Here is a 13,230-nt window from a genome sequence, read left to right as displayed (position 1 = left end):
TCAGGTGCCCTGCATATACAGAGCACCGATTTTGCCAAATAGAGGCGGTAACCTGTTTTACTTAGTATCTAACTCAATGTTGATACCAAGTGAACGGATCTCTTTCAACAATACGTTGAAAGATTCAGGCATACCTGGTTGCATCTGATGGTTACCGTCGACGATGTTCTTATACATCTGAGTACGACCGTTCACATCATCCGACTTAACAGTTAGCATTTCCTGAAGGGTATATGCAGCACCGTAAGCTTCAAGTGCCCATACTTCCATCTCACCGAAACGCTGACCACCGAACTGTGCTTTACCACCCAATGGTTGCTGAGTAACAAGACTGTACGAACCGGTAGAACGGGCGTGCATCTTATCGTCAACCAAGTGGTTAAGCTTAAGCATATACATGTAACCAACGGTTACCTTACGCTCAAATTCGTTACCTGTACGACCATCAATCAGTGTTAACTGACCAGATTTTGGCAGGCCTGCAAGCTCAAGCATCTGCTTGATCTCTTTCTCTTTGGCGCCATCAAACGCAGGTGTAGCAATTGGAACACCGCCTTTAAGGTTTTTAGCAAGACGCAAGATTTCATCATCAGTAAATGAATCGATGTCGACTTTTTGAATTACTTCGTCACCTAGTTCATAAACCTGCTTGATGTATCCGCGAAGTTCTGCCAGTTCGCGCTGCTCTTCAAGCATTTCAGTAATACGATTACCGATGCCTTTTGCTGCTGCGCCCATATGAACTTCAAGTACCTGACCGATGTTCATACGTGAAGGTACACCTAGTGGATTCAAAACGATATCAACTGGGTTACCTTTTTCGTCGTATGGCATATCTTCAACAGGACAAATCTTAGAGATTACACCCTTGTTACCATGACGACCCGCCATCTTATCACCAGGCTGGATAGTACGTTTAACGGCTAAGTAAACCTTAACAATTTTTAGTACGCCAGGCGCTAAGTCATCACCTTGAGTGATCTTACGACGCTTGATTTCAAACTTCTTATCGAAATCTGCTTTCAGCTCTTCCGCTTGCTCAGCTAGTTGTTCTAGCTCAGTTTGCTTCGCTTCGTCATCGATGGTTTGAACCAACAATTGTGAGCGTGGAATTGCTGCAAGATGGGCTTCATCGAAACCAGCACCTAGTAATAGGTTGCGAGCACGACCAAGAACACCTTCTTCAAGAATTTGGAACTCTTCAGTCAAATCCTTCTTCGCCTGAGCGATATGCATCTCTTCGATTTCTACAGCACGCTTGTCTTTCTCAACGCCGTCACGAGTAAATACTTGTACGTCGATGATAGTACCTTTAACAGAATTAGGTACGCGTAGTGAGCTGTCTTTAACGTCAGATGCTTTTTCGCCGAAGATTGCTCGGAGGAGCTTCTCTTCTGGAGTCAGCTGAGTTTCACCTTTAGGTGTTACTTTACCAACTAGGATGTCGCCACCCTTCACTTCTGCACCGATATAAACGATACCTGATTCATCTAGCTTAGAAAGCGCAGACTCACCAACGTTTGGAATATCAGCAGTGATCTCTTCGCTACCCAACTTAGTATCACGAGCAATACACGAAAGCTCTTGAATGTGGATAGTCGTGAAACGGTCTTCCTGAGCTACACGCTCAGAGATTAAGATCGAATCTTCGAAGTTGTAACCGTTCCAAGGCATGAACGCGATACGCATGTTCTGACCAAGTGCCAAATCACCTAAATCGGTAGATGGGCCATCAGCAAGTACGTCGCCACGAACAATTGGGTCACCGACTGAACAACAAGGACGTTGGTTAATACATGTGTTCTGGTTAGAACGCGTGTATTTAGTCAAGTTGTAAATATCGATGCCCGCTTCGCCTGGAGTTAACTCAGATTCGTTAACTTTAACAACGATACGGCTTGCATCAACGTAGTCAACATAACCACCACGTTTAGCAGCAACAACCACGCCAGAGTCAACAGCAAGTGTACGCTCAATACCTGTACCAACTAACGGCTTATCAGCACGTAGTGTTGGAACGGCCTGACGTTGCATGTTCGCACCCATCAATGCACGGTTAGCATCATCGTGTTCTAGGAACGGAATTAGCGATGCCGCAACAGAAATAATCTGTTGTGGTGAAACGTCCATATACTGGATGTCAGCTGCGCCCATAAAGGTAGAATCACCTTTATGACGACAAGCAATAAGCTCATCCATCATACGACCGTTCTCATCTAACTGAACGATAGCCTGTGCAATAACGTAACGGCCTTCTTCGATTGCTGATAAGTAATCTACTTCATCAGTAACCACACCATCGATAACCTTGCGGTAAGGTGTTTCAAGGAAACCATAGTTGTTAGTACGCGCAAAGGTTGACAACGAGTTGATCAAACCAATGTTTGGACCTTCAGGCGTTTCGATTGGACATAGACGACCGTAGTGAGTCGGGTGTACGTCTCGAACTTCGAAACCAGCACGTTCACGAGTTAGACCACCTGGACCTAGAGCAGAAATACGACGCTTATGCGTTACTTCTGACAATGGGTTGTTTTGGTCCATAAACTGTGAAAGCTGTGAAGAGCCAAAGAATTCTTTAACAGCTGCAGAGATTGGCTTAGCATTGATCAAATCTTGAGGCATTAGCTCATTTAGATCGCCAAGGCTTAAACGCTCACGTACGGCACGTTCAACACGAACAAGACCAACACGGAACTGGTTTTCAGCCATTTCGCCAACACTACGGATACGACGGTTACCCAAGTGATCGATATCATCGACTTCGTCAAAACCGTTGCGAATAGCAATAATGTTCTTCATTACGGCAACGATATCTTCTTTAGAAAGAATACCCGTACCTTCATCGTCATCAATGCTTAGACGACGGTTGAACTTCATACGACCTACTTTAGATAGATCATAACGTTCTTCACTGAAGAATAAATTGTTAAATAGTGCTTCTGCTGCATCTTTGGTTGGTGGCTCACCAGGACGCATCATACGATAGATTTCAACTAGCGCTTCTAGGCGGTTAGTTGTTGAATCGATACGTAGCGTGTCAGAGATGTATGCACCGTTATCAAGTTCGTTGATATACAGTGTACTGATCTCTTTGATGCCAGCCATAGATAACTTAGCAAGATCTTCTAGGCTGATCTCAGCGTTAGCTGAAACCAATACTTCGCCTGTATCTGGATCGATATAATCTTGACCAGAAATCTTACCAGAGATGTACTCAACTGGTACTTCAAGCTCGGTAGTATTTGACTTTTCAAGTTGACGAATATGGCGTGCAGTAATGCGACGACCCTTCTCAACAAGAACAGTGCCTTCAGCGTCTTTAATATCATAACTTGCAGTTTCGCCACGTAGACGGTCAGCAACAAGATCCATTACTAGTGAATCTTTCTTGATCTTAAAGTTTACGCGATCGAAGAACAGGTCAAGAATATCTTGAGTTGAATAATCTAAAGCGCGCAGAATGATCGATGCCGCCAACTTACGACGACGGTCAATACGAACAAACAATGCATCTTTCGGATCGAATTCAAAATCTAACCAAGAACCACGGTAAGGAATAATACGTGCGTTATACAGCACCTTACCTGAAGAGTGGGTTTTACCACGGTCATGATCAAAGAATACGCCTGGGCTACGATGTAGCTGAGATACGATTACACGCTCAGTACCATTAATTACAAAGGTACCGTTGTCAGTCATCATGGGTATATCACCCATGTAAACTTCTTGTTCTTTAATGTCTTTTACTGTGCCAGGTGCTGCTTCACGGTCATACAGAACCATGCGTAACTTAACGCGCAATGGAGCTGCGTATGTAACACCGCGAATTTGACACTCTTTCACATCAAAAACTGGCTCGCCTAGCTTATAACTGACATATTGCAGCTCAGAATTACCAGAAAAGCTCTTGATGGGAAAAACGCTACGGAAGGCAGCTTCAAAGCCACGCTCACCTGTAGGATCTTGATCGGTGAACTTCTTAAAAGAGTCCAACTGGATTGACAAAAGGTAAGGGATATCCAAAACACGTGGACGCTTACCAAAGTCTTTGCGAATACGCTTCTTTTCAGAATAGGAGTAAACCATGGGTTTCCTCTGATTGCGAGATGTGACCAAGACTGAAACGACTTAAAATGTCGAAACAGCGCGTTTGCCCATCACCGTTGAAAGCAAGAACCCAACCAGTAATCTCTGCTAGGAACTGCGAAATCTGGCGATAAACGGTGAAAAAAAAATCGCCTGCGCTTACAGCGCAAAAAAGGCCGACGGTTAAAAAACCGCCAGCCTCCGCCCGATTACTCGGGTGGTTGTAAGTTATAGTATAACTTACTTGATCTCTACTGCAGCACCAGCCGCTTCTAGATCAGCTTTAAGAGCATCAGCTTCTTCTTTAGAGATAGCTTCTTTAACTGCTACTGGAGCAGCTTCAGCCATGCCTTTAGCTTCTTTCAGGCCAAGACCTGTAGCAGCGCGAAGAGCTTTAATTACTGCAACTTTGTTGTCGCCGTGAGAAGTAAGAATTACGTCGAATTCTGTTTTCTCTTCAGCAGCAGCAGCATCGCCACCACCAGAAACAACAGCAGCAGCTGCAGATACGCCGAACTTCTCTTCCATTGCTTCGATTAGTTCAACAACTTCCATTACAGACATTGCTGCAAGGGCTTCTAAGATTTGGTCTTTAGTGATAGACATAACAAAAGTTTCCTAATTGTACTGAATTCAATTTTAAATTAAAGCGGCTTAAAATTAAGCAGCTTCTTTCTGATCGCGTAGAGCGGCCAATGTACGAACGAACTTGCCAGCAGATGCTTCTTTTAGAGTCATCATGAACTGAGCTAGTGCTTCTTCGTAAGTTGGTAGTTTTGCTAAACGATCAATATTTTCTGCAGGGATTAATTCCCCTTCAAAGGCTGCTGCTTTGATTTCAAAATTCTCTTGCGCTTTAGCGAAATCTTTAAGAAGACGCGCAGCTGCACCTGGGTGCTCAGAAGAGAATGCAATCAAAGTAGGACCAGTAAACGTATCGCTTAGGCACTCAAAATCAGTACCAGCTACAGCGCGCTTAACAAGAGTGTTACGTACAACACGAATGTACACTCCAGCTTCACGAGCTGCTTTACGAAGTCCGGTCATATTAGCTACAGTTACGCCACGTGAATCGGCTACAACTGCAGATAAAGCACCTTTGGCAGCTTCGTTGACTTCAGCAACAATCGCTTTTTTGTCTTCGAGTCCTAACGCCATTGGTATACTCCTGGATTCTATCTAGGGAAATTCCCTAGCAATTACCATGCTAAATATCATAGATACTTAGCGACTTACGGCGCGAAAAATTCCAGCAGACAAAAATCTATCTGGGGTCCGACACCGTCTACGCAGGAAATTAAGTTAACTACTTGAGCAACACCTACGGTCTTGGACGGAGACTAATAATCAACCTAAAAGGTTAACTCTCAGCCTCAACCCTACAAAGTGCGCGCATTATAGACTAATGCGCGAGCTTTGTAAATTTACTTTGCGTCTTCCAGAGTACCCTGGTCAACCGCAACACCTGCACCCATAGTGGTAGAGATGCTTACTTTCTTAATGAAAACGCCTTTAGCTGCAGCTGGCTTGGCTTTTTTAAGTGCGCCAAGTAGTGCTTCTAAGTTTTCTTTAAGTTGAGCTGGTTCAAAGTCCACTTTACCGATAGTAGTGTGGATGATACCGTTCTTATCGTTACGGTAGCGTACTTGACCCGCTTTTGCGTTCTTAACTGCTTCAGCAACGTTTGGCGTTACAGTACCAGTTTTTGGGTTAGGCATTAGACCGCGTGGGCCTAAGATTTGACCTAACTGACCAACAACGCGCATTGCATCTGGAGATGCGATAACTACGTCGAAGTTCATTTCGCCAGCTTTAATCTGTGCAGCAAGCTCGTCCATACCAACAAGCTCAGCACCAGCTGCTGTAGCAGCTTCAGCGTTAGCACCTTGAGTGAACACAGCAACACGTACGTCACGACCAGTACCGTGTGGTAGCACAGTAGCGCCACGAACGTTTTGATCAGATTTACGTGGATCAACACCAAGGTTAACCGCAACGTCAACACTTTCAAGGAACTTAGCAGTAGCTAGTTCTTTAAGTAGTGCAACAGCTTCATTGATGTCGTAGCTTTTAGTCGCTTCAACTTTCTCGCGAATTAGACGAGCGCGTTTAGTTAGCTTTGCCATAATCTTAATCCTCTACTACCAAACCCATTGAACGCGCAGTACCTTCAATTGAGCGAGTCATCGCTTCAATATCAGCACCAGTCATATCAGCGGCTTTAGTCTCAGCAATTTCCTGGACAGCGCTACGCTTGATAGTTCCCACTTTTTCAGTGTTAGGACGGCCAGAACCTGATTTCAGACCAGCTGCTTTAAGCAGTAGGAAAGACGCAGGTGGAGTCTTAGTTTCGAAAGTGAAAGAGCGATCAGAGTAAACAGTGATAACTACAGGAATTGGCATACCTTTCTCGAACTTTTCAGTACGAGCGTTGAATGCTTTACAGAATTCCATGATGTTAACACCTTTCTGACCCAATGCTGGGCCTACTGGTGGCGACGGGTTTGCAGCACCGGCTGCGACTTGCAGTTTGATGTAACCATCAACTTTCTTTGCCATGAGACATTTCCTCAAGTTTGGGTACAAACGCTATCAGCACTATGCTGAACAGCTCCCCGAAAAATATGGGAGCGAATTATATATAAATTCGCTCCCATTTCCAAACAGTATTTGTGCTTTATTTAATCAGCTTTTTTCAATCTGACTAAAATCAAGTTCTACTGGTGTTGAACGACCGAAGATCATCACAGAAACCTTAACGCGGTTCTTCTCATAATCCACTTCTTCAACCGTACCGTTAAAGTCAGCAAAAGGTCCGTCAGTAACACGAACAACTTCACCTGGCTCAAACATAACGCGATGCGTTGGAGACTCAGTAGTTTCTTGCAGACGCTGAAGAATTGCATCAGCTTCTTTATCAGAAATTGGGGCAGGACGATCAGACGTACCACCGATGAAGCCCATTACACGAGGGATACTTTTCACCAAGTGCCAGCTTTCATCATTCATTTCCATCTGAACTAATACATAGCCAGGGAAAAACTTACGTTCGCTTTTACGACGTTGGCCTGCACGCATTTCTACCACTTCTTCAGTCGGTACTAAAACCTCACCAAAGTAAGCTTCCATTTCGTGCATTCTGATATGCTCAAGCAACGTTTTACACACACGGCCTTCATAACCGGAAAACGCTTGAATTACATACCATCTTTTTTTAGCTTCAGTAGCTTCAGTCATACTTAATGCCTATACGCCTGTAATAAAATTAACAATTCTAAGCAATACTGCATCTAGGCCCCAAAGGATTAAACCTAAAACGGCTGTTGCAGCTAATACAATGAAAGTTGTATTGAGTGCTTCTTGACGCGTAGGCCAAACCACTTTACGAACTTCAATCTGTGATTCACGAGCAAAAGTTAAAGCTTGCTTGCCTTTTTCTGTTTGCAACGCGATGAAACCAGCGATAGCAAAAGTCACGACGACACCTAGGGCGCGCACTACAACACTTGCTTCATTAAAATATTGATTGCCAATAATTGCAGCAGCCAACAAGATTACGACTAGGCCCCACTTTACGATATCCAGAGAGTTACCCTGGCTTTCAGTATTTGTTGTCATCGGTTAATTCCGTTACTCACTACGTTCTGAGTCAAGTGACACTATAAATAGCATTTTGCTCAGTGAAAAATTCAGTCAGACTCGCTATCCGAACTGGCGACTGTCCAACATACTTAGTTAAGTATACTCAACGAGTCAAAAATCGGTCATAGATTGTATTCTTATTCCACTTATTTGGCAAGAATACATAGCCCAGCTTCACTAACAAATTAAACCTAAATACAATAAAACAAAAAAGGCAGCCTAAGCTGCCTTTTTCAGTATCGAGTTAAGACGATTGCTAATTAAGCAACGATCTCAGCTACAACACCAGCACCAACTGTACGGCCACCTTCACGGATTGCGAAGCGTAAACCTTCGTCCATCGCGATTGGGCAGATTAGAGTTACTGTCATAGCTACGTTGTCACCAGGCATTACCATCTCTACGCCTTCTGGCAATTCGATAGTACCGGTTACGTCAGTTGTACGGAAGTAGAACTGTGGACGGTAGCCTTTGAAGAATGGAGTGTGACGTCCGCCTTCTTCTTTAGACAGAACATAGATTTCTGACTTGAAAGTAGTATGTGGAGTGATTGAACCAGGTGCAGCCAATACTTGACCACGTTCAACGTCTTCACGCTTGATACCACGTAGAAGAACACCACAGTTCTCGCCAGCACGACCTTCGTCAAGAAGCTTACGGAACATTTCAACACCAGTACAAGTAGACTTAGTTGTATCTTTGATACCAACGATTTCTACTTCTTCACCAACTTTGATGATACCGCGCTCTACACGACCAGTAACAACAGTACCACGACCAGCGATTGAGAAAACATCTTCAATTGGAAGAATGAATGCACCATCGATAGCACGCTCTGGCTCAGGGATGTATGTGTCTAGAGCTTCAGCTAGTTCAAGGATCTTAGCTTCCCACTCTGGCTCGCCTTCAAGAGCTTTAAGAGCAGAACCCTGGATAACTGGTAAGTCATCACCTGGGAAGTCGTACTCAGATAGAAGTTCACGAACTTCCATTTCTACTAGCTCTAGAAGCTCTTCGTCATCAACCATGTCACACTTGTTCATGAATACGATGATGAATGGAACGCCAACCTGACGTGAAAGCAGGATGTGCTCACGTGTTTGTGGCATTGGACCATCTGTAGAAGCAACTACTAGAATCGCGCCGTCCATCTGTGCAGCACCAGTGATCATGTTTTTAACATAATCCGCGTGACCTGGACAGTCTACGTGTGCGTAGTGACGTGATGGAGTGTCATATTCGATGTGAGAAGTATTAATTGTAATACCGCGCTCACGCTCTTCTGGAGCGTTATCGATCTGTGCGAAATCACGTGCAGTACCACCGTAAGTCTTCGTTAACACAGAAGAGATAGCGGCAGTTAGAGTAGTTTTACCATGGTCAACGTGTCCAATGGTACCAACGTTTACGTGTGGTTTTACGCGTTCAAATTTTTCTTTAGCCATGGTATTGCCCCAATCCAAGTATTTTGGTGATGAAACTGCATATAGCAAAAAATCCGATGCATTAAAATGTCATCGAATAAGTTAGTAAGATAATCAGAATGGTGAGAAGCAGGGAGGAGCTGATAGGTAGTCTTAAACGGGAAAAAGCACTCGAGACCGAGTGCTTTCTACTGATTAAGTATTATCAGCAAGATTTTGGAGCGGATGGCGGGAATCGAACCCGCGTTATCAGCTTGGAAGGCTGGAGTAATACCATTATACGACATCCGCGGAACCTACTTCAGGTTACCTAACTACCTAGAATATGGTGGAGGGAGAAGGATTCGAACCTTCGAAGGCTGAGCCGTCAGATTTACAGTCTGATCCCTTTGGCCACTCGGGAACCCCTCCAGAGAAATGGTGCCGGCACCAAGAGTCGAACTCGGGACCTACTGATTACAAGTCAGTTGCTCTACCAACTGAGCTATGCCGGCGTGTCATTTCGGTAGCGGATATTATGGAAATGTGAGCCTAAGTGCAATAGCAAAAGTGAAATATTATTAAAAAAGTGAGTTAAATGGCGTTTTTTTATGCTTAACGCTACTTTCAAGTATACTTTTGAAGCAATTAAATCAAATTAGTACTTAAAGCCAGCATCGCAGTTCTCATTGCAGTTGTTCATAATAAATTCATAGTGTACTGTGCCCTCCTGAACGGAGAACTTCGCAATGTCGCAACCAAACCAAATTCACAACGCTCTTTATCTCGCTTTTCAGCGCCTACAGTGGGCAGGACTGAGAGAGTCTGTGCCATTAACACTCAGTGAAAATGATTTGGCAGATTTACGTGGTATTAATGAAAAAATATCCTTATCTGAAGTCACCGATATTTATCTGCCGCTGAGTCGTCTATTAAATTTAAATGTTGGCGCAAAGCAGCAAAGAGGTTTGGCGTTAAATGAGTTCCTCGGACATGTACCGCCTAAACGCCCCTATATTATCAGTATCGCAGGCAGCGTAGCTGTTGGTAAGAGCACTACAGCCCGTATTCTACAAGCACTGCTCAGCCATTGGCCTGAGCATCCAAAAGTCGATTTAATTACCACTGATGGCTTTTTGTATCCGTTAGCAGAGCTTAAGCGACGTGGCCTATTACAGCGAAAAGGTTTTCCAGAAAGTTACGATATGAAAGCCTTAGTTGAGTTTATTTCAGCGATTAAGGCTGGTGAGTCGGCAGTCAGTGCACCGATATACTCACATATTACCTATGACCGCATTCAAGATGAAAAACAATGGATCAGACAGCCAGATATTTTAATCATTGAAGGACTCAATGTTTTGCAAACTGGCCAAGACTCACCTGTTGATACCCAGCGTCCATTTGTTTCTGACTTTGTCGATTTCTCGATCTATGTCGATGCCCATGAGGCGTTACTAAAAGAGTGGTATGTCGACCGTTTTTTACAGTTCAGAACCGGGGCGTTCAGTAGTGAAGATTCTTACTTCCATCATTACTCAAAGCTCGATGACTCTGAAGCAACCGCGACAGCTTCAAACATTTGGGACTCAATTAACGGCCCTAACCTCACTCTAAATATATTGCCTACGCGCGAAAGAGCACACCTTATCTTACAAAAAGGACCTGATCATATGATGGATCAAGTCCTATTGCGTAAATAGAGAACCTGCTATGTATAAAAGCTAATACTGATTAGTCTGCTTTACGCAGGCTAATCTCACCACCAATATAGCTTTGCAATCCCGACTCTGTTTCTAAGACAACAGCCCCTTGCTCATCGACCCCCATACAGACACCATAAATCTCATCTTGGCCCATCAGTAACTTTACCGACTTTCCTTGAAAGAGATCAGCTTCGCGCCAACGATCTTGAAACGGTGTGAGTCCAGACTGTTGAAATAGATTAAGATCTTGCTGTAATTGCTTCTGCAGCAGAGCTAACAAAGCCGTTTTATCTGGCAGACTTGCTTGACCGGTTAAATCACTCCAAGGCTGATCAATCAGTGCTGCATGTTGCTCACCCATGGCCATATTCAAGCCGATACCTATGACTAAATTGCACTCACTATCTGTATGACCACTCATCTCAATCAACACGCCAGCGAGTTTTTTACTTTCAAGGTAGATATCGTTAGGCCACTTTACCCCAACATCTTTAATGCCAAGCTTTTCAAGTACGGTAACAATCGAGCATGCCACAACTAGGCTTAACCCCATCGCTTGCGCCATTCCTTGCGGAAATTGCCAATACATAGAGAAATACAAGTGACAACCATAAGGCGAAACCCAAACACGACCACGTCGACCTCGCCCTGCCGATTGATATTCAGCAACACAGATATCGCCCGAAACTAAGTCTTCTGCGTGTTTTAAAATAAAAGCGTTAGTACTGGGGATTTCGTCAAAATAAAAGCAACGATTGCTAATTTGTTGCTTTAGCTTCACTTCATCAACTAACGATATAGGTCCGTTTAAGCGGTAGCCCTTGCCTTTGACACTGTAAATATCAACGCCATACTCTTCCAGTCCAGCAATATGGTTACTTACAGCGGTACGAGAAACCCCTAAAAGAGAGGCCAAAGCCTCTCCAGATACAAATGACCCTGCGGCCAATTCAGATAGTATCTCGCGTTTTCGACTCCATTGCTCAGCCATCTATAAACTCCTTTCACCATTGGCAGTGATCATTCGAGGTTCAGGATCAAGCCTAATACCAAATTGTGCTTCAATTTTCTCAACAATCAATCTCGCCAACGAAAGTACATCTTCACTGGTCGCATTATGTTTATTTATTAACACTAATGCCTGGTTCTGGTGCACAGCAGCACCACCAAGTTGGCGTCCCTTTAAACCCGATTTATCAATAAGCCAACCAGCAGCCACTTTTACTTGTTCATCGCCGTGAGGATAGCCGACGATATCTGGAAATACGCCGACAAGCCGATCAAAGTCAGCCTTATCGATTATCGGGTTTTTAAAGAAGCTCCCCGCATTGCCAAACTCCGCTGGATCAGGTAATTTTTCTCGACGAGTTTCACAAATGCTATCAAACACTTGCTGAGCAGTGACTTGTTCAGCTTTAAACGATCTAAGAGGGCCATAATCTAATCGTGGAACCCAACGCTTTGGTAGCTTAAAACCAACCTTGGTGATCACCGCCTTACCTAACAACTCTTTCTTAAAGATAGAGTCTCGATAACCGAAATCACAAGCATTGGCAGCTAAACGTACCAAGTGGCCATCACGCAAATCAACGTACTCAACCCAATCACAAAAATCGTTTAATTCGACGCCGTATGCACCAATATTCTGAATCGGAGCAGCGCCAACAGTCCCCGGGATCAACGCTAGATTTTCTAGACCACTGAATCTATTTCTTAAGCAAAAACTAACAAGATCATGCCAATTCTCTCCAGCCGCTACACTCAGATAGTGATAATTCTCATCGTCCGTAATATCAATCCCTTTAGTTTCGACTAATACCACAGTCCCTTGAAAATCTTCACATAAAATAATATTACTACCGCCACCTAAAATAAGCATAGGTTGCTGCGCTTGATAAAGTTTGCAGCAAGTATCAACCAACACATTTGATGTCGTAGCATGAACTAATTGCTGACAGCCATGGGCTAAAGCGAAAGTATTAAAGTCTTGAAGGGAATAAAGTGGGCTGGTTGGCATTTGGATATCATTTAGGGGAAAACAACTATTGTAGCCTAAAGAAGTAAATCGAAGAAGCTTGGAGCACTTTAATGGTAATAGGCTTAACTAAATCGAGAAAAAGTGAACACTAAGTCCGCAAAATAAGGCTAGCAGCCTAGAATAGTGAACTTATTAAAGGTGAAAATCTCAATATCGTATCAATTTCAGACAAGAAAAAAGCCTCTGCATTCTTTCCATAAGAAGTGCAGAGGCTTTCATCTTAATTTCTTCAAATCGCAGAGACGAAAAAGCCCTGCTATTACTAGCAGGGCTTATCGTAATGTTGGCGGAGCGGACGGGACTCGAACCCGCGACCCCCGGCGTGACAGGCCGGTATTCTAACCAACTGAACTAC

General features: G+C 43.9%; 11 protein-coding genes and 3 tRNA genes. 1 reads left to right on the top strand and 13 read right to left on the bottom strand.

The features are described 5' to 3' along the window. Positions 1 to 57: 57 nt before the first annotated feature. The 11 genes from rpoB to ACVBIK_RS15280 form a co-directional block, all read right to left on the bottom strand. Positions 58 to 4,089, bottom strand: coding sequence for a DNA-directed RNA polymerase subunit beta (gene rpoB / locus ACVBIK_RS15330; RefSeq protein WP_447162240.1), 4,032 nt, complete (start codon positions 4,087 to 4,089; stop codon positions 58 to 60). Between the two features lie 240 nt (positions 4,090 to 4,329). Continuing rightward, a complete protein-coding gene (rplL, locus tag ACVBIK_RS15325) occupies positions 4,330 to 4,695 on the bottom strand; it encodes a 50S ribosomal protein L7/L12 (protein WP_447162239.1) in 366 nt (121 codons plus the stop codon). Between the two features lie 54 nt (positions 4,696 to 4,749). Further along, complete coding sequence (rplJ, locus tag ACVBIK_RS15320; protein ID WP_447162238.1) at positions 4,750 to 5,247, bottom strand: 50S ribosomal protein L10; 498 nt, start codon at positions 5,245 to 5,247, stop codon at positions 4,750 to 4,752. A gap of 266 nt (positions 5,248 to 5,513) precedes the next feature. Continuing rightward, positions 5,514 to 6,215: a 50S ribosomal protein L1 gene (rplA, locus tag ACVBIK_RS15315; protein WP_447162237.1), complete on the bottom strand. Its 702-nt coding sequence runs from the start codon at positions 6,213 to 6,215 to the stop codon at positions 5,514 to 5,516. 4 nt (positions 6,216 to 6,219) lie between these two features. Next, the gene (rplK, locus tag ACVBIK_RS15310) at positions 6,220 to 6,648 is read right to left on the bottom strand and encodes a 50S ribosomal protein L11 (protein ID WP_012153448.1); all 429 of its coding nucleotides are present in this window, start codon (positions 6,646 to 6,648) and stop codon (positions 6,220 to 6,222) included. 126 nt (positions 6,649 to 6,774) lie between these two features. Next, on the bottom strand, positions 6,775 to 7,326 hold the full coding sequence (gene nusG, locus ACVBIK_RS15305) for a transcription termination/antitermination protein NusG (RefSeq protein ID WP_012279191.1): 552 nt from the start codon (positions 7,324 to 7,326) through the stop codon (positions 6,775 to 6,777). Between the two features lie 9 nt (positions 7,327 to 7,335). Further along, positions 7,336 to 7,707, bottom strand: coding sequence for a preprotein translocase subunit SecE (gene secE / locus ACVBIK_RS15300; RefSeq protein WP_447162236.1), 372 nt, complete (start codon positions 7,705 to 7,707; stop codon positions 7,336 to 7,338). Positions 7,708 to 7,991: 284 nt separating this feature from the next. Beyond that, positions 7,992 to 9,176: an elongation factor Tu gene (gene tuf / locus ACVBIK_RS15295; protein WP_447162235.1), complete on the bottom strand. Its 1,185-nt coding sequence runs from the start codon at positions 9,174 to 9,176 to the stop codon at positions 7,992 to 7,994. A 196-nt stretch (positions 9,177 to 9,372) separates the two neighbouring features. Continuing rightward, positions 9,373 to 9,446: transfer RNA gene (locus ACVBIK_RS15290), tRNA-Gly, on the bottom strand. Positions 9,447 to 9,481: 35 nt separating this feature from the next. Continuing rightward, positions 9,482 to 9,566: transfer RNA gene (locus ACVBIK_RS15285), tRNA-Tyr, on the bottom strand. Positions 9,567 to 9,573: 7 nt separating this feature from the next. Beyond that, positions 9,574 to 9,649 (bottom strand) — tRNA-Thr (locus ACVBIK_RS15280). A gap of 234 nt (positions 9,650 to 9,883) precedes the next feature. Between ACVBIK_RS15280 and coaA the strand changes: the two genes are divergently transcribed. Next, a complete protein-coding gene (coaA, locus tag ACVBIK_RS15275) occupies positions 9,884 to 10,834 on the top strand; it encodes a type I pantothenate kinase (protein ID WP_447162234.1) in 951 nt (316 codons plus the stop codon). 31 nt (positions 10,835 to 10,865) lie between these two features. Here the strand turns inward: coaA and birA are convergent, their stop codons facing one another. Further along, the gene (gene birA, locus ACVBIK_RS15270; RefSeq protein ID WP_447162233.1) at positions 10,866 to 11,828 is read right to left on the bottom strand and encodes a bifunctional biotin--[acetyl-CoA-carboxylase] ligase/biotin operon repressor BirA; all 963 of its coding nucleotides are present in this window, start codon (positions 11,826 to 11,828) and stop codon (positions 10,866 to 10,868) included. After that, complete coding sequence (gene murB / locus ACVBIK_RS15265) at positions 11,829 to 12,854, bottom strand: UDP-N-acetylmuramate dehydrogenase (RefSeq protein ID WP_447164529.1); 1,026 nt, start codon at positions 12,852 to 12,854, stop codon at positions 11,829 to 11,831. Positions 12,855 to 13,230 lie beyond the last annotated feature (376 nt).

The organism is Shewanella sp. 125m-1, from assembly GCF_052977065.1.
This window is presented reverse-complemented; position numbering and strand designations above follow the sequence as displayed.

What these genes read in the sequence shown, in the direction of transcription:
- rpoB (WP_447162240.1), bottom strand. Translation starts at nt 4,089, where the DNA reads ATGGTTTACTCCTATTCTGAAAAGAAGCGTATTCGCAAAGACTTTGGT.
- rplL (WP_447162239.1), bottom strand. Translation starts at nt 4,695, where the DNA reads ATGTCTATCACTAAAGACCAAATCTTAGAAGCCCTTGCAGCAATGTCT.
- rplJ (WP_447162238.1), bottom strand. Translation starts at nt 5,247, where the DNA reads ATGGCGTTAGGACTCGAAGACAAAAAAGCGATTGTTGCTGAAGTCAAC.
- rplA (WP_447162237.1), bottom strand. Translation starts at nt 6,215, where the DNA reads ATGGCAAAGCTAACTAAACGCGCTCGTCTAATTCGCGAGAAAGTTGAA.
- rplK (WP_012153448.1), bottom strand. Translation starts at nt 6,648, where the DNA reads ATGGCAAAGAAAGTTGATGGTTACATCAAACTGCAAGTCGCAGCCGGT.
- nusG (WP_012279191.1), bottom strand. Translation starts at nt 7,326, where the DNA reads ATGACTGAAGCTACTGAAGCTAAAAAAAGATGGTATGTAATTCAAGCG.
- secE (WP_447162236.1), bottom strand. Translation starts at nt 7,707, where the DNA reads ATGACAACAAATACTGAAAGCCAGGGTAACTCTCTGGATATCGTAAAG.
- tuf (WP_447162235.1), bottom strand. Translation starts at nt 9,176, where the DNA reads ATGGCTAAAGAAAAATTTGAACGCGTAAAACCACACGTAAACGTTGGT.
- coaA (WP_447162234.1), top strand. Translation starts at nt 9,884, where the DNA reads ATGTCGCAACCAAACCAAATTCACAACGCTCTTTATCTCGCTTTTCAG.
- birA (WP_447162233.1), bottom strand. Translation starts at nt 11,828, where the DNA reads ATGGCTGAGCAATGGAGTCGAAAACGCGAGATACTATCTGAATTGGCC.
- murB (WP_447164529.1), bottom strand. Translation starts at nt 12,854, where the DNA reads ATGCCAACCAGCCCACTTTATTCCCTTCAAGACTTTAATACTTTCGCT.